11 protein-coding genes are annotated in these 18330 nt (G+C 42.4%); 10 read left to right on the top strand and 1 reads right to left on the bottom strand.

The window, feature by feature from the left end:
- Positions 1-61 precede the first annotated feature (61 nt).
- Positions 62-1018 carry a DUF4885 family protein gene (locus C6Y01_RS17055; RefSeq protein WP_106038543.1) on the bottom strand — a complete coding sequence of 319 codons (957 nt, stop codon included), beginning with the start codon at positions 1016-1018 and terminating at the stop codon, positions 62-64.
- Between the two features lie 108 nt (positions 1019-1126).
- Here C6Y01_RS17055 and C6Y01_RS17050 point away from each other — a divergent pair, with 108 nt between their 5' ends.
- From C6Y01_RS17050 to C6Y01_RS17005, 10 genes are all read left to right on the top strand, one after another.
- Positions 1127-1984, top strand: coding sequence for a hypothetical protein (locus C6Y01_RS17050; RefSeq protein WP_034660627.1), 858 nt, complete (start codon positions 1127-1129; stop codon positions 1982-1984).
- A 594-nt stretch (positions 1985-2578) separates the two neighbouring features.
- A complete protein-coding gene (locus C6Y01_RS17045) occupies positions 2579-3460 on the top strand; it encodes an alpha/beta hydrolase (protein ID WP_034660628.1) in 882 nt (293 codons plus the stop codon).
- Between the two features lie 7 nt (positions 3461-3467).
- On the top strand, positions 3468-4253 hold the full coding sequence (locus C6Y01_RS17040; protein WP_095286163.1) for a 2,3-dihydro-2,3-dihydroxybenzoate dehydrogenase: 786 nt from the start codon (positions 3468-3470) through the stop codon (positions 4251-4253).
- A 26-nt stretch (positions 4254-4279) separates the two neighbouring features.
- On the top strand, positions 4280-5461 hold the full coding sequence (dhbC, locus tag C6Y01_RS17035) for an isochorismate synthase DhbC (protein ID WP_106038542.1): 1182 nt from the start codon (positions 4280-4282) through the stop codon (positions 5459-5461).
- Positions 5462-5484: 23 nt separating this feature from the next.
- On the top strand, positions 5485-7104 hold the full coding sequence (locus C6Y01_RS17030) for a (2,3-dihydroxybenzoyl)adenylate synthase (RefSeq protein WP_095286165.1): 1620 nt from the start codon (positions 5485-5487) through the stop codon (positions 7102-7104).
- 19 nt (positions 7105-7123) lie between these two features.
- Entirely contained in the window at positions 7124-8029 is a 906-nt protein-coding gene (locus C6Y01_RS17025) for an isochorismatase family protein (protein WP_106038541.1), read from the top strand.
- Between the two features lie 15 nt (positions 8030-8044).
- The gene (locus tag C6Y01_RS17020; protein ID WP_106038540.1) at positions 8045-15193 is read left to right on the top strand and encodes an amino acid adenylation domain-containing protein; all 7149 of its coding nucleotides are present in this window, start codon (positions 8045-8047) and stop codon (positions 15191-15193) included.
- A 20-nt stretch (positions 15194-15213) separates the two neighbouring features.
- On the top strand, positions 15214-15441 hold the full coding sequence (locus C6Y01_RS17015; protein WP_025093680.1) for an MbtH family protein: 228 nt from the start codon (positions 15214-15216) through the stop codon (positions 15439-15441).
- 124 nt (positions 15442-15565) lie between these two features.
- On the top strand, positions 15566-17191 hold the full coding sequence (locus tag C6Y01_RS17010; RefSeq protein ID WP_106038539.1) for an AraC family transcriptional regulator: 1626 nt from the start codon (positions 15566-15568) through the stop codon (positions 17189-17191).
- 98 nt (positions 17192-17289) lie between these two features.
- Positions 17290-18255 carry an ABC transporter substrate-binding protein gene (locus C6Y01_RS17005; protein ID WP_095286169.1) on the top strand — a complete coding sequence of 322 codons (966 nt, stop codon included), beginning with the start codon at positions 17290-17292 and terminating at the stop codon, positions 18253-18255.
- Positions 18256-18330 lie beyond the last annotated feature (75 nt).

Here is an 18330-nt window from a genome sequence, read left to right as displayed (position 1 = left end):
ATTGTTATAGAGTCCTTCATTGTCGCTAATGGGATTTGTATCTGTTGCCGTTCACATTTTGTTAATCTATCGTTTTCTTCACTCCATAATTTTCTTTTTGCCCAATGTCTTGTAAAGACCCGTTTTGATAACCAATAGATAGCACCAAATCGGGAATTGAATCAAACCCGTTTTTGGCTAGATCAAATAACTGTGCTCCGTAATGTGAAGCGGCAATGCGTGCATTTTCTGCTGTGTATGGATTTTTCAGGAGTTCTTCTTTGTATATATCAAAAATATTCTTCCCGTTATCCGTTACAAATTGACCGTTTACAATGCTTAAATCTTTTAAATTGTAGCCTGTGACCGTTTTGATTTGATTAACAAGGTGGAATTTGGCAAGAGAATCAGGCGTGAATTGAGTAGAATCGTCAGATCTGCTTTTCATGATGTGGAAAAATAATTCTCTTGTATTGTTGGTTGTATTTAATAGGTCTTCTATTTGTTTGGTCAGCGATTCGTCTGTTGAACCACTCACCAATAATTTGAAATGATTTGGGTCAATGGTAAAAGTTAAATTTGTGTTTTTAGGAATGGTTATACCGTTTTTAGAGAATAAATCTTGCAATTGTTCGTTGACCTTTTGCCGATTGAATATTTTTTTCTCTACGCTTTCTTGGGTAGGATCGTACCGTTTTTCATTACGGAAGATGGCGTCATTAAAGTCATATTGACCTCCTTTTCCAGAATTAGCCCAGCCAATCTCCATCGTATAAGCAGCTTCTCTCTCTACTTTAGTTAGATCATTCCTGAAATAAGGAGAGTAAGAATTTCTATACTTATCGTGTATATGACCATGAGGATTTTTGAAACGTTTATTTTGTTCATTTATTTTTTCATATTTTTCATCTAATATTTTCATTCGTCTATCAGCTTCGGTCATCACCTCATTTGTACTTTTAATAGCTGATTGACCTTTATAGTCTATTCGGTTCTGATTGTTTGAAGCACCTGCCGTGTATGACGTATTAATATTCATTTTGATTCTCCTTTTTAAAAAATTAGTGATTATTAAATATATCGGCAATTCAGTTAAAATTTGTTAGTTCTGATCCGATATAGTAATTATTAGAAGGAGGGTTAAAATATGACAAATACTATCTTCAAACGTTTTTTATTACCTGCATTGGTATTAGTGCTTGTTACTAGTTTTTTTGCACCTAATTCAGCGGAAGCAGCTATTACAGGGAATAACAGCCCTAACACAGCAAGCTCAATGGGATATTGGAAAAATAGTCGTCCAGATACAACAATCTTACCTGAAGGTGAAAATGAAGCGTATTATCAGTTCACGATCAATAAGGGTGAAAGGGTTTATGTGCGAAGTTCATATGATAAGCAATATACGGGGATGAAAATCGAGGTGTATAATTCGAAGAGTTCTAAGCCAGGGTCAAGAGTGATTAATCCTGATTCAGTAACGCCCTTTATATTTGCAAATACTGGTGACGTTACTTCAACTTCAGAAACTTATTTTGTGAAAGTGACCCGTGGTACATATACAGGGAATATGTATTTTACTGTCTCCATTCAAGATCGTATCAAATCTGGAAATGGGACATTCAATTTTACGGGAGCCGCTACCAACTCGGGGAATACTTCTTTGAATTTTTTGGGAGTTGATTCTTCTATCATTACAATGGATTTAACGAACAATTCTTCTATCCCTAACAATGCAATCGTTAAATCGATTTCAACAACTAGTACCCAATCGCCTAACCAAGGAAATGTCACACACAAACTGATGGCTGATGAAAACAAGATTTGGAACGAATCCGTTTTTTCCTCTGCAACAAGTGGTTCTTACCGTATTTCTCTGGAAGATCAATTAAAAGTCGCTCAAAAATGGAGCTTTAAGTACAATGCAAAAGCTACAGCGAGATCTACTATGAGCAATGTCAAAGCCGATATCCGTTACGAATATGATGTCACAGATGGATTCTAATTTAATGGTGTTTACAGACATGTTCACCAATTGATCAAAAAGTAAGGGTACATCCCTTACTTTTTTAATTGTGGCATTTTTGATGCTATACTTCGCCACTCTTAAAACAGCTACGCATGATATTGAATAAGTTGTGAGATATGATCACCAGCTTTTTGAAAAATCCTCCTCTTTTTTCCTAAAAATACAAGTGGGTCTATAGACTTATTTTTCCTCAAAATTATTCCAAGAAGAAAAGCCTATATTTATTCCTGAATCAAACAGAAGAAAACAGTAAATATTCCGAGGCAGTCCAGGTCTTTTGACATTTCTCCTCTTTTTAAATGACAAGGTCCGGTATTCCCTATTTCAAATCATTTGTTAGTGAGTTAGTCCTTTATTTTCTGAATATTAAGATTAAAATATCCAATACACAACTTTATGAACATTTGACTTCATAATTGATAACCATTATCATTTGATTTGCTTGCGTGATAGTTGAGAATCATTTTCATTTGGAGGAACCATTCTTCAATTACTACACTCTTCCAATATCCGCAAGCCTGCTTTTATCATTGTATGAGGGTCGAATTTGAGGAAGGAGATTTTCTAAATATGTCCAAACGCCCTGAAGGAATGGGTACTGAGGATTCACTTTTCGGAGAAAGCCGTCCTTTTTTTATACCTGGGACGGAGCAACTGGATATCACAGCGCACCCATACAGACTTTTTATATTTAAACCGAATACTACTCCTCCAGCGGCTGGTTTTCCAGTCATGTACGTGCTTGATGGGAATTCACTTTTTGGCACAATGGTCGAAGCCATTCGTTTACAGTCAAGAAGACCTGAAAAAACAGGTGTCGTACCTGCCATCATTATTGGAATTGGCTATCAGACAGAAGCGCCCTATCATCCGCTCAGGCATTATGATCTCACTCTTACCAGCCCTGATGCTTCCATTGGGGGCAAAAGAAAGGACTTCTCCATCCATACATATGGCGGGGCCTCTGCTTTCTTTTCTTTTTTAGAAAAGACTGTAAAGCCTTATATCGAGCAACGCTTTCCGATCAACCTGAGTCGTCAAACACTGTTTGGGCATTCTCTTGGCGGTCTTTTTGTATTACACACACTATTTGAGCACCCTGATGCTTATCAGACATATATTGCGGGCAGTCCTTCTATCCACTGGAATAAAAAATTATTTCTAGAAAAAGAATACCAATTCACCAACCGTATACGTCAGGTGCCTATGGATGTAAGGCTGTTTGTAGGTGTAGGTGAGCTAGAAAAACATCATCCATGTCAAATGAATGATCATGCAAAGTCACTAGCAAATCGTATGTTGCCTTTATCCTCATATGGCTTACATACGGCCTATCATGAGTTCCCTGAAGAAGGACATACGTCCGTTTTACCGGTGCTGATGAATTACGCTTTCCGTTTTGCACTCTATCATGATGATCCTTTAACAACCACAGACATGAAAGAAAGGTAGTGAACACATGAAACATAGTGGTCTATCTCAAAAGATTGCCCTTATCACAGGCGCAGGACAAGGTATTGGGCAAGCAGTCGCAAAAAGACTATCCGAAGAAGGTGCGATCATTGCAGCAGTTGACGCAAATGAAGATCAGCTGCAAAGCACCATCCAACAAATGAATGATGAAGGCATACGCGCCTTTGCCTATCCAGGTGACATTACCGATCAAGCTTCTGTTCAGCACATTGTCGATCAAATTGAAAAGCAGCTCGGACCCATTTATTTACTAGTCAATGTAGCAGGCATTCTTCGAATCGGTTCTATTGACCAGCTTTGTGCAGATGACTGGCACCAAACCTTCGCAGTCAACACACATGGTGTCTTTTACGTATCTCAAGCTGTCTCCAAATACATGATGAAAAGATCAGAAGGGGTCATTGTGACCGTCAGCTCTAACGCAGGTGCCATCCCTAGAATGAATATGGCTGCCTATGCCGCATCAAAAGCCGCAGCTACTTCCTTTACAAAAACGCTTGGATTAGAGCTAGCAGCCTATGGAATCAGATGCAATGTCGTCTCTCCTGGCTCTACCGCAACACCTATGCAATGGGCTTTATGGTCTGATGATCAAGGAGCAGATCAGGTGATTAAAGGTTCATTAGAGACGTATAAAACCGGTATTCCTTTACAAAAAATCGCTGATCCTCAAAACATCGCTGATGCAGTAATCTTCTTTGCATCTGAGCAATCCAGTCATATTACGATGCAGAATCTCACGATTGATGGTGGCGCAACACTCGGAATCTAGCATTTCATCAAAAAGGAGGCCTTTTCATGAAACATTCATTATTGTCGTCAGAAGAAAAAGTACAGTTGATTCAAGACTATCAGCCAGGCGCTTTTTTCCTTGCTTCCCCTAAACGTACGATACTGGCAGAAGGGATTTTCCAGCATATTGAAACCAATCAGCTAAATGAACTATCCACAAGGGTAGCTCACGTATTTGACGCTGCCAAACAAGCTGGTATTCGAACACCGATTGTTGCTGGTGCTGTTCCGTTTGATCCGGCGCAACCCGTTCGTTTAAGTGTTCCAATCCATGTACAGTTTAGTGATCCACTCGAATTTCATCAAGGAGATGAGGAGTCGGAAGTGGCAGCTCCATCCTATGAGGTGACGCCTGTTCCCTCTCCAGATGTCTACATGAATGGTGTGAACGAAGGGTTAGCTAAAATTGAGAAAGGAGAGCTTAGCAAAATCGTACTCTCTAGATCTCTCTATCTCAAATCAAATCGAGAAATTAATACGAAAGCAATACTTGAACGACTTGCTCGTCATAATACGACTGGCTATACGTTTGCTGCAAATGTAGCTGACCCGGAATCTTCCCAAAAGCGCACACTGCTTGGGGCAAGCCCTGAGCTGCTTCTTTCAAAAACTGGTTCATCTGTTATTTCCAATCCACTTGCTGGTTCTCGGCCACGCAGTTCAGATCCAGTAGAAGACCAGCGTCGTCACGATGAACTCCTTACTTCAGCGAAGGATTTACACGAGCATGCAGTGGTTGTCGATGCTGTCACTAAAGCGCTTGCTCCTTACTGTCATACACTAGATGTGCCTGCATCACCATCCGTCATACAAACAGAAACGATGTGGCATTTATCTACTGTCGTTAAAGGTGAATTAGCAGATGCAGGTGTATCCTCAATTGATTTAGCGCTTAGCCTTCATCCAACACCCGCAGTATGCGGAACACCTACAGCAGATGCTCGTGAAGCAATCCAAGCGATTGAACCCTTCGATCGAGGATTTTTCACAGGAATGATCGGTTGGTCAGATGCAAATGGTGATGGTGATTGGATTGTCACCATTCGTTGTGCAGAAGCTGAGGGGCACTCCCTTCGCCTCTTTGCTGGTGCAGGAGTGGTCAAAGGATCAAAGGCAGAAGAAGAGCTAGCCGAAACATCTGCAAAATTCAACACGATGCTTCATGCGATGGGCATCCATCAGTTATAAAAATACATAGGAGATGACAAAACATGTTTGTTCAACCACCTACATGGCCAGAAGAATTTGCAAAACGCTACCGTGAAAACGGCTGTTGGCGTGGGGAAACCTTTAGCGGCATGCTTCGTGAACGCGCCGCATCGTTAGGGAATAAAACAGCAATTACATACGCTGATACGCACATGAGCTACCAAGAACTTGATGAGCGCGTCAGCAGTCTTGCCGCCGGTTTTCATCAGCTTGGAATTCAAAAGGGAAGTCGAGTTGTCGTTCAGCTTCCTAACATTCCTGCTTTTTTTGAAGTCATTTTCGCTTTATTTCGAATCGGTGCTTTACCCGTCTTCTCGCTACCATCTCATAGAAGCAGCGAAATCACTTATTTTATTGAGTTTGCCGAAGCAGACGCATATGTCATACCAGATATCGATGGTAGCTTTGATTATCGATCACTCGCACGTCAAGTGAAAGAAAAGCTTCCCTCATTACCTCATGTCATTGTTGCAGGGGAAGCTGAGGAATTCCTTGACTTGGATGATCTGCGCAAGGACCCATCACTTGATCCTCAAATTCATGTAGAGGCAAGCGATATTGCGTTTCTTCAGTTATCTGGAGGCAGCACAGGCCTTTCAAAGCTCATTCCTCGCACACATGATGACTATATTTATAGTCTTTGGAAAAGCAATGAGGTGTGCGAGCTTACACAAGATAGTGTGTATCTAGCTACACTTCCAGTTGCACACAACTATCCATTAAGCTCGCCTGGAGTCCTTGGGACGTTATACGCAGGTGGAAGAGTCGTTCTTGCACCTGGATCAAGCCCTGATGTAGTCTTTCCACTCATTGAAAAAGAACGAGCGACCATTACCGCTGTGGTTCCACCTATCGCATTGATTTGGCTAGAGGCCGCTCCTCATCGATCAGATGACTTATCGAGTCTTGAGGTCTTACAAGTCGGTGGTGCTAAATTAAGTGCTGAAGCAGCAAAACGAGTGATGCCTGCCCTTGGGTGTAAATTACAGCAAGTTTTTGGCATGGCAGAAGGTCTGGTCAACTATACCAGACTAAATGATCCTGAACATGTCATTATTCATACACAAGGACGCCCGATGTCTGAATATGATGAGGTACTAGTGGTAGATGATGAGGACAAGCCCGTCCCGAATGAAGTGGCTGGACATCTTTTAACAAGAGGACCTTATACGATTCGTGGCTACTATAAAGCTGATGAACAAAACAAAAAAGCATTTACACCCGATGGCTTTTACAGAACAGGTGACATCGTGCGATTAACCAAAGAAGGAAATGTTGTTGTAGAAGGCAGAGACAAGGATCAAATCAATCGTGGTGGCGAAAAGGTTGCCGCTGAAGAAGTCGAAAACCATTTACTTGCGCATGCTGACATTCATGATGCCGCCATGGTGTCCATGCCAGATCCGTTTCTTGGCGAACGCTCATGTGCCTTTGTTATTGCGAAAGGAAACAACAAGCCAGCACCACACGCATTAAAGTCATTTCTAAGAGAACGCGGGCTCGCTGCCTATAAAATTCCCGACCGCATTGAATGGATCGATGCGTTCCCACAAACAGGTGTAGGCAAAGTCAGTAAAAAAGCATTAAGAGAATTAGCTGCAATCCATACTGCCAACGTATAAAAAAAGAGGAGTGAAAACCATGGCAATCCCTACTATTCCTGGGTATCCAATGCCGAGCACACAAGATTTACCCGAAAATAAAGTGAACTGGATACCGGATCCGAAACGTGCTGTTCTGCTGATACATGACATGCAGCAATATTTTTTAAATGCATTTCAACAAGATACATCACCAATCACAGAGTTAGTTCAACATATTGAACAATTACGTAATACATGCAATGAACTTGGAATTCCAGTCGTCTATACAGCTCAACCTGGTGACCAAGACCCGAAGGATCGTGCCTTATTAACAGATTTTTGGGGACCTGGACTTGGTGATGATGAAGCATTGACAAAAATCATTGATCAGCTTGCTCCATCTGAAGCAGATACAATGCTGACAAAATGGCGTTATAGCGCTTTCAAAAAATCCAATTTTTTAGATATTCTTCAAGAAGGCGGGCGTGATCAACTGATCATTACTGGCGTATATGCACATATTGGCTGTATGCTGACAGCCGCAGAAGCATTCATGCTCGATATTGAAACCTTTTTTGTCGCCGATGCCGTTGCTGACTTTTCACTTAAGCATCACAAAATGGCAATGACCTATGCAGCTGAACGCTGTGCGGTCACCACAACGACAAACCAAATCATTAGTCGTTTAACAGGACAGGAAGCAGACGATGACCTATCTTTTGAGGCCATCCTTCACCAAGTAGCTGAGTATCTCGAAATCGAGCCGAATGAAATACCGCTTGACGAGAATCTCGTCTACCTTGGGCTTGATTCTATTAGAATGATGAGCCTAGCGGAAAAGTGGAGACAGCAAGGAATGACAGTCAATTTCGTTGAGCTTGCAGCAAATCCAACGCTCACTCATTGGCGAACTCTTCTTTTCCCAGAAAAACAGCCATCTATCCCAAATATCGATTACATGTAAAGGAGGTATAGACTCTTGTCGATCCAGTCAGTCGATTCATTCCCACTAACCGGTGCCCAATCAGGCATATGGTATGCGCAGCAGCTTGATCCATCTAATCCCATTTTCAATACAGCTGAGTATATAGATATTAAAGGTTATATTGACCCCATACACTTTGAAGCAGCCATTAGAAAGACTGTCTTAGAAGCAGATTCCTTGTATATGCGCTTCGTTGAGGATACTGACGGTCCAAAGCAATGGTTTACATCTAAGAAGGAGATTCCATTTCAATATATCAATTTACAATATGAAAAACAGCCGCTTGATGCGGCTAAAGCATGGATGAATGCAGATCTTTCAACACCAGTCTCTTTAGAGAAAGATGTATTATTCCGTGAAGTACTTTTTCAACTTGCTGACGACCGATTTATCTGGTATCAGCGCATTCATCACATTGCCATTGATGGATTCGCCTTTTCGCTCATTGCACGCCGTGTTGCTGAGGTCTATTCAGCCCTATCGAAAGGGACACCTGTGCCTCCTCAAACATTTGGAGCCTTACATGACGTAGTCCAAGAGGAGATCACCTATCAACAGTCCAATCGGTATGAAGATGATCGAGCGTTTTGGAAAAATCGCTTTGCTGATCAACCTGAAATTGTGAGCCTTGCTGAGCTTGCCCCAAGAACTTCAGATGATTTTATCCGAAAAACCGCTAGCTATGATGCCGAAAAGGTAAGCAAAATGAAAAAAATTGCTCAAACTTTCGGTTGTACCTGGCATGAAATGATTCTTGCCGCATCCGCTCTATATATGCATCGTATGACTGGTGCACACGATATTGTTTTAGGATTGCCTGTTATGATGCGCCTTGGATCTTGCGCCTTGCAAACACCCGGAATGGTCATGAACCTAGTACCGCTTCGTTTAACATGCAAACCAGAAATGACGCTCTCAGCACTTGTTCGCCAAGTATCTGATGAACTGAAAGCCATTCGGCCTCATCAAAGATATCGTCACGAAGACATGCGGAGAGACTTTAAACTCATCGGAAGAAATCAACGATTATTCGGCCCACAGATCAATATCATGCCATTTGATTATGATCTCATGTTCGATCAGAGCATTGGTCAAGCACATAATCTTTCAGCAGGACCCGTAGATGATTTATCGATCAACATATACGACCGCGCGGACGGGAACGGATTTCAAATCGACTTTGATGCAAACCCTGCCGTTTACAAAGAGCAAGCAGTTGACGCTCATCAGCATCGTTTTCTTCAATTGCTCGAGGAAATAACTGGACTAGAACAAGATCAGACAATCAGTCAATTCAACCTTCTTTTGTCTAAAGAAAAAGAGAACATCCTCAAGCACTGGAATGATACAAAACGAGAATTACCAAAAGAATCTTTACGGGAACTATTTGAAAAACAAGTCAGCAAAACACCACAAGCAAAAGCAATACAGTTTGAAGGAACCACTTTGACCTACGAAGAGTTAAATCAACGGGTAAATCAATTAGCTCATTATTTGAAAAGGCATGGCATTGGACCAGAACAATTTGTCGCAATTGCTCTGCCTCGATCCATCGATATGGTCGTAAGTCTGTTGGCCGTCGTCAAAACAGGAGCCGCATATCTGCCATTAGACCCTGATTACCCTAGCGATCGTGTCGCCTATATGCTAAATGATGCCAAACCAGCGTGCTTGCTCACAGTCAAAGAGACAGCAGACCGTTTGGACCATCCACACATCGTTCAACTGGATGATTCAACTGTTTATCAGGAGATCGTAGGCAGCCCGCATCTCAATCCGACCTGGAACGAAGGCTCTCCACATCACCCGGCTTACATCCTCTACACGTCAGGATCGACAGGCAAACCAAAGGGTGTTGTTGTAACGAAACGAAATGTGATCAACTTTATATTGTCCATGCAAGATTCATTTTTATTAGATCAAGGAGACCAGCTTTTAGCGGTAACGACCATTGCCTTTGATATTTCCGGGCTAGAAATGTTCCTCCCACTCTTACATGGGGCTGCTCTTTTATTGGCAAAAAAAGAAATCATACAAGAGCCAGCAAAGCTTTCAGACATGATTCGTTCTCATCATGTCACAATCATGCAGGCAACACCAACGTTGTGGCATGTATTGGCAGATGAATACCCTGACGTGATAACAGGTATGCGTGTTCTTGTTGGAGGAGAAGCACTCCCTGCTTCCCTTTTGCACACATTGCAATCTCTTCAATGCGACATTACCAATTTGTACGGACCTACAGAAACGACGATCTGGTCTACGATGGAAAATGTCACAGCACATCAAGAGAATAGCGGGCCGCCAATTGGCAAACCCATTTGGAATACGAGTATTTACATTTTAGATGAAGGGCTAAACCCTGTCCCAGCAGGATCAATCGGTGAACTTTATATTGCAGGTGAAGGAGTTTCCAGAGGATATCTTGGACGATATGATTTAACGGCTGAACGTTTTGTGGCTGATCCATTCGGTACAAAAGGCACGAGAATGTATCGTACTGGTGATTTAGCCAGATGGCGTGAGGATGGTTCAATTGATTATATCAGCCGTGCCGATCATCAAATTAAAATCCGCGGCTTCCGTATTGAACTAGGTGAAATCGAAACCGTGATTATGCAACACCCATCCATAAAGCATACATCTGTTATCGTTCGTGAGGATCAACCTGGACAACAGCTGCTTTGTGCGTATGTTGTGCTGACAGATGGCACTTCTCTGCACCCTTCAGAGCTCAGGCAGTTTGTGGCTGCATCACTTCCTGATTACATGGTGCCTTCTGCTGTTGTCGTTTTGCCAGAACTTCCACTTACACCAAACGGCAAAATCGATCGCAAAGCATTACCAGCACCAAATATGTCTTTAGTTAGTTCTGAGCGTACACCTAGAACACCCCAAGAAGACATGTTATGTAGTTTATTTGCAGAAACCCTTGGCCTATCTCAAATTGGCATAGATGATAGTTTCTTTGACTTAGGCGGACATTCCTTACTCGCCGCTCGTCTGCTTAGACGTATACGCGATACACTTGGTGCAGACCTAAGCATGAGTACCATTTTTGAATCACCTCGAGTTGCTGAGCTTGCGCAGCACATTGACAAAGCGAAGGACATTCGGCCGCCGCTTCAGGTAGAAAACAAGCCAGATGAGATTCCGTTATCCTTTGCCCAAAAACGGCTCTGGTTCCTTCATTGCCTTGAAGGGCCAAGTCCAACTTACAATATCCCACTTGTCATTCAGCTGACAGGTACACTAGATCAAAAAGCTCTAATTGGTGCATTGGCAGATATCACTGAAAAACATGAAACCCTTAGAACCATTTTTCCAAATAAGAACGGCATGCCAAGACAGGTCATTTTACATCCAAAAAGTGTTCAGCCTGAACTCCATGTCACAGCTTCAAGCGATCAACAAATTGAGAATCAGTTAAACGAAGCCATTAGCTATAGCTTTAAGATTGAAGAAGAACCCGCACTGCGAGCAGATTTATTCATGCTTGATGCAAATCGATCCGTACTGCTTCTATTGCTGCATCACATCGCTGGTGACGGCTGGTCACTTGCACCATTGACACGAGACTTAGCTGCTGCTTACGAAGCACGTATACAAGGGAAATCACTCTCCTTGCCAGCCGAACCTGTTCAATATGCTGACTATGCTATTTGGCAGCAGAAGCTGTTGGGCAGTGAAGAAGAGACGGATAGTCTATTTGCCAAGCAACTAAGCTATTGGACAGGTGCCTTACATGACCTGCCAGAAGAACTGGAGCTTCCCTATGACTTCCCGCGTCCACAGAAAGGAAGCTTCAACGGTGCTACGATAGACTTTACGATTGAGCCCGCTTTACACCAGCTGCTCCTTGAGCTTGCAAAGCAGCATCAAGTGAGTTTGTTCATGGTGCTTCAAGCATCACTTGCAGCATTACTGACACGCCTTGGGGCGGGGACAGATATCCCAATTGGCAGTCCAATTGCTGGACGGAATGACGATGCACTTGACGACATTGTGGGATTGTTTGTGAACACACTAGTATTACGTACAAATACAGCTGGTAATCCAACCTTTAGTGAGCTATTGAAGCGAGTTCGAGACGTTGACTTAGCAGCCTATGAGCATCAGGATCTGCCATTTGAACGGCTAGTCGAAATCCTAAATCCAACCCGATCCAGATCACGCAATCCATTGTTCCAGGTCATGCTTGCCTTCCAAAATACACCGAAGGCGGAAATGAAGCTGACACAACTTGACTCAGATCTCTACGTGAAACCAGTAGGGTCAGCTAAATTTGATCTGACCATCGAATTGACAGAACAAAGAACTGAAACTGGATCAGCAGCAGGATTAACAGGTTTGTTTGAATTCAGTACAGATGTATTTAAACAAAGCACCATTCGAGCAATCGCTGACAGAATGAAGCGCTTTTTAACAGAAGTAGCTGAGCGCCCACACCTGCCGATTGGTCAAGTGAACATTTTGTCGGATAAAGAACGACAAACATTTCTCCCTGACAAAAAGACATTCGCTCAGTTAGACCAAGCACCTAGTCTCCCAGCCTTATTTGAAAAAACGGCGCAGCAATACCCTGTTCGAGTGGCTGTAACGGATGGCAATCAACAGCTTACCTATGAAGAGTTAAACAACAAAGCCAATCGTCTTGCTCATTTATTAATAGAAAGAGGCGTTGGACCAGAACAGTTCGTTGCACTTGCCCTGCCTAGATCAATCGATATGCTCGTAAGCTTATTAGCCGTTCATAAAGCAGGCGCAGCCTATGTTCCGCTTGATCCTGACTATCCAGCAGACAGGCTGGCATACATGATACAAGATGCCAAACCCGTTTGCAGCATCACAACAAAAGCAGATGCAGTGCATCTCCCTGCTGATTGTGATTTGATTTTGTTAGACGAAAAAGAAACGAGCGATCAATTGCTGACTACGCCAAATCACAATCCGGCTGATATAGACAGAATTGAGCCACTATCTTCTCTGCATCCGGCCTATATTATTTATACATCCGGTTCTACAGGGAAACCAAAAGGAGTGGTCATCCCACACCAAAATGTCATCCGTCTTCTGACATCTACTGCACATTGGTTCCATTTTGATGAAGAAGATGTTTGGACAATGTTTCATTCGTATGCCTTTGATTTTTCAGTATGGGAAATATGGGGACCACTTTTATATGGAGGTCGACTTGTCATTGTACCTCATACCATCTCTCGCTCTCCAGACGAGATGCTGCAGCTTCTAGTCGAGGAAGGTGTGACTGTGCTTAATCAAACACCTTCTGCCTTCTATCAGCTCATGCAGATAGACAAGGAACAACAAACACTTGGTCAAGCATTATCACTCCGCTATGTCATCTTTGGCGGTGAAGCATTAGAGCTTAGCAGATTAGAAGATTGGTACAGCCGTCACTCAGACTGTAAGCCAAAGCTAATTAACATGTACGGCATTACAGAAACCACCGTACACGTTACGTACAATATACTTAATCGAGACATGATCGCAAAGAAATCCAGTAGCTTAATAGGCGAACCGATTCCTGATCTACACGTTTACGTACTAGATGAATACCTACAACCTGTTCCCCCTGGGACGACAGGTGAAATGTATGTAGCTGGAGCTGGCTTGGCAAGAGGTTATCTAAGCAGGCCTGACCTGACCTCAGATCGATTCCCTGCCGACCCTTATGGAGCACCTGGCACAAGGATGTATCGTACAGGTGACCTCGCACGCTGGACAGAAGAAGGGGCACTTGATTACATTGGCAGAGCTGATCATCAAATTAAAATACGCGGGTTTAGGATTGAACTTGGAGAAATCGAAGCCGTTCTGGCACGCCACGATGCAGTTGCACAAGTTGCCGTCATTATGCGAGAGGATCAGCCTGGTGACAAACGCTTAGTCGCATATATCGTAACAACTGAAGAAGACTGTTTCGATACAGAGACCCTTCGTCATTTTGCCGCAGCCAGTCTTCCTGATTACATGGTGCCTGCGGCATATGTACAGATTGATACCATGCCACTTACAGCAAACGGGAAGCTTGATCAAAAATCACTGCCGGCACCTCAATTGCATATAAAGCAAACGGATGGCCGCGGCCCAAGAAATCCGAAGGAGGAAATCCTATGTCATCTCTTTGAAGAGGTGCTTGATTTGCCAAAAATCAGCATTGACGATCGCTTTTTTGACATTGGCGGGCATTCCTTACTTGCGGTTCGTTTAATCAGCCGCATTCGTGATGCACTTGGTGTCAAACTAAGCATCGGAACGTTGTTTGAAGCACCAAATGTTGCAAGTTTGGCAGAGAAACTAGAAACAGGAAGCGATGAAAACGCACTAGAAATCTTGCTGCCACTACGAACAAATGGAGAAAGATATCCTCTCTTCTGTGTTCACCCAGCAGGTGGTCTTAGCTGGTGCTATGCAGGTCTCTTGAATACATTAGAGAAAGACATCCCTATTTATGGATTACAGGCACGAGGAATCGCAAGAAAAGATGACTACCCGCGCACACTAGATGATATGGCTGCGGATTATATCAAGCACATCCAAACGATTCAGCCAAAAGGCCCTTATCATCTTCTTGGCTGGTCACTAGGCGGAAACGTTGTACAGGCAATGGCTACACAGCTCCAGCAGCAAGGTGAAGAAATCTCACTCGTTGCGATGCTGGATGCCTATCCGAACCATTTCTTACCGATTAAAGAAGCACCTGATGAAGAAGAAGCACTAATCGCTCTTCTTGCGCTCGGCGGTTATGATCCAGATACCTTAACAGATGAACCGCTCACAATGAAAAGTGCCGTCGACATCTTGAAAAAAGATGGCAGTGCACTAGCAAGCTTAAGTGAAGATGCCATTAGAAATCTAAAAGAAACCTATGTCAATTCAGTTCGATTGCTCGGAGAATATCAGCCAAAAACTTATCATGGAGACATATTATTCTTTAGATCTACCATTATCCCAGATTGGTTTACACCAATTGATCCCGAAGCATGGGCACCTTATATCAACGGAAAAATTGACCAGCACGACATTCATTGCCGGCACAAAGACATGTGCCAGCCTAAACCCCTAGCAGAAATTGGTGTCATCTTAGACAACACACTGCATCGGGTCAAACAAAAGCACTAAGAATAAAGGAGAGATGACAAATGACAAATCCCTTTGATCGTGAAGACGGTGTCTTTCTTGTGCTTGTCAATGAACAAGGACAGCATTCACTTTGGCCATCATTTGCACCAGTGCCAGATGGATGGGAAAAGGTCTTTGGTGAAGACACTAGAAATGCCTGCATCGATTATATCCAGACACACTGGCAGGACTTACGGCCTTTAAGCTTAACAAAAGAACCTGCCCTAGCACATGGAAAAACGGAATAAATCATCGCACCCTGATCTCACTCAGGGTGCTTTTTTGACAGAATAAACATCACCATCTTTCCAGCCCTTTCTGCTACAATTTAATTGAGAATGTTTATCAATCATTAAGAGATCAGGTGGTTTTATGGGAAATAACAATCAATTACGTACAATGGCAAATGCCGAACAATTCATCTATCGATTAACATATACTGAAAAAATAAATAATGCAGAGCTTCCGCATACGGAGCAACAGCTATCAGATACATTCTGCCTCCTCTTCAGCATAAGCGGCAGCGGTTTACTCACATTGAACGAACAAAAATGGCGATTGAAAAATCTGACACTCTATACGATCATGCCTGGGGAAACATTTATGTTGAAAACAGAGCCTTATCAAAAACACGAGCTCTATCTGCTTCGCTTTCAGCTCTACACACTGCAAGATCAAAACATAGGAGAAGTATCAACTGAACATGCCCGTTCTTTACTGAATGTATGGCAATTTATCGATATTAGCTCGATTGAACAAATTCATTCTTTACTGCCTGAAATGACAGAGGAATGGAAAAGACCTGAATCCATTAGCTTTTTTAGAAGCCAAACTCTTTTTCAACAGCTCATTATGCAGCTTTTCACACTGCATAAAGAAGATATTTGTGACACGGCACATGCCCTTTTCAAAACAAAACAATATATTGATCAACATTCCGAAGAACCCCTCAGCCTTACAAGTCTATCTCATATGGCTCGCATCAGCGCCAATCATTACAGTGAGCTATTTAAAAAGCATTTTGATGTGAGTGTCACTGATTATATCACCAAGAAAAGGATGGCTAGAGCCAAACAGTTAATGGCAAAAAGCAATGCAAAGCTCAAAGACATTGCACTGGAAATCGGCTATCAAGATCCCTATTACTTTAGCCGCATCTTTAAGAAAAAAACTGGCATGACCCCTTCTGCTTATATGAAAAGCCGTCAGCGGAAAATTGCAGCCTATGGTCATTCCATACTCGGTCAGCTCACACCAATTCATATCATCCCATATGCTGCCCCTCTTCATCCTAAATGGACAGCACATGATTTTGAGCATCATGCAGAAGAAATTCCGATTCACCTGAGTGCACATCGTATCAACGAGCACGCTGAAGCCAATTTACAGCAATTAAAGGAAACAAAACCTGAGCTGATCATTGCCAATGATCATGTGACAGAGGAAGAAAAACAAGTGTTGAAAACCATCTGTCCTGTTCACTTTGTTCCATTCACACAATTGAATTGGCGCGCTCAATTCAGACAAACAGCTATGTTCCTGAACGAAGCGAAGGAAGCAGAAGAATGGTTGCTTCATTACGAGGAAATCGTCATTCAAGCGAAAAAGGCATGCCTTGTTGATCATTCACCAAAAACCGTCCTGCCTCTTCGTATCTTTCAAGATCAGCTCTACTTGTCTGTAAATCGCACCATGTCAGAAGTGATTTTTCATGACATTGGTCTTCTGCCAGCTTTTCAGAATGATGGTCAGCTAATAGAAAAAAAAATCAGCATTCGCTCCATACAACAGCTAGACCCAGACGCCATCTTCCTCTTCTTGCATAAGGAGCCAAAAACCATTGCATTTTATCAAAAGTTAAAGCAACAGGAGGCTTGGCAAAATCTCAAGGCTGTGAGTCAACAAGCAGTCTATCCACTCGCTTCTGACCCTTGGCGTGAATACACAGCAGCCAGTCATCAACGAGTCATTCAGGACCTTTTATCTTTTTTTCCGTAAAAAGTCCATCATTTGATAGAGAATTGTCTATGGCTAAAAGGACGAAAGCCTAATACAATCTTTAATTGAGAACAATTATCAGTTAAAGGAGAAAACAAATGAAAAAATGGTTAGCATTGCTTACCCTTTGTATCATGACGATGACCACAGCAGCCTGTGGTGCTACAGAAAATAAACCTGCTTCAAACACAGCCAAAAGCAAGTCAGCTGAAGCAACAGAAACAAAAATCAATTACTTAGATCAAACGTACAAGCTCAAAACACCAGTGAAACGAATCGTCATTGCTGGAAGCCTAGAATCAATGGAAGATGCAAAATTACTTGGTATCCAACCTATTGGTGCTTCTACCGTAGGCGGCACATTCCCTGAATTATTTAAAGACATCACAGCGAAAACAGAAGGCATCGGTGAAAAAACAGAACCAAACCTAGAGAAAATCTTAAAACTAAAACCAGACGTGATACTCGGATCAACAAAGTTCCCGCCTGCAACAATTAAAAAACTGGATAAAGTCCAAACGACGATCCCAGTATCCCATGTCTCTTCTGACTGGGAAAGCAATCTTTTATTGCTCGGTACACTGACTGGAAAGAGTGAAGAAGCCAAAAACATCATTTCTGATTATCAGAAAGATCTCAAACAAGCGAAAGAAACCCTGAAAGACAAAAGCAACAACAAAACAGCTGTCATTTTGCGCATTAGACAGGGCGACCTGTACGTGTATCCAGAAGACGTATACTTCAACTCAACCTTATATGGGGACTTAGGATTTTCAGCACCAAGTGATATCAAAAAAGCCAAAGCACAAGCGATGATTTCGATGGAGCGCCTGGGCGAACTAAATCCTGACTATATTTTTGTTCAGTTCTCTAAAGCGGAAAACTCATCGAATCCAAACGCATTGAAGGACTTAGAGCAAAATAAAATTTGGACAAGCCTAAAAGCTGTGAAAAATGGGCACATCAATGCAAATGTCGTTGATCCTATGCTTCAAGGAGGAACAGCACTAAGCAAAACAACCTTCCTTGATAAAGCTGTCAAATGGTTAGAGAAAAACAACTAAAAAAAGAAGCGCCAATTTGCGCGATCAGATTGCTGACAAAGGGCTAAAATGATCTTTATTTTTAGCTCTTTGTCT

The sequence above is a fragment of the Bacillus sp. NMCC46 genome, from assembly GCF_002998465.1.
Classification (GTDB): domain Bacteria; phylum Bacillota; class Bacilli; order Bacillales; family Bacillaceae; genus Bacillus.
This window is presented reverse-complemented; position numbering and strand designations above follow the sequence as displayed.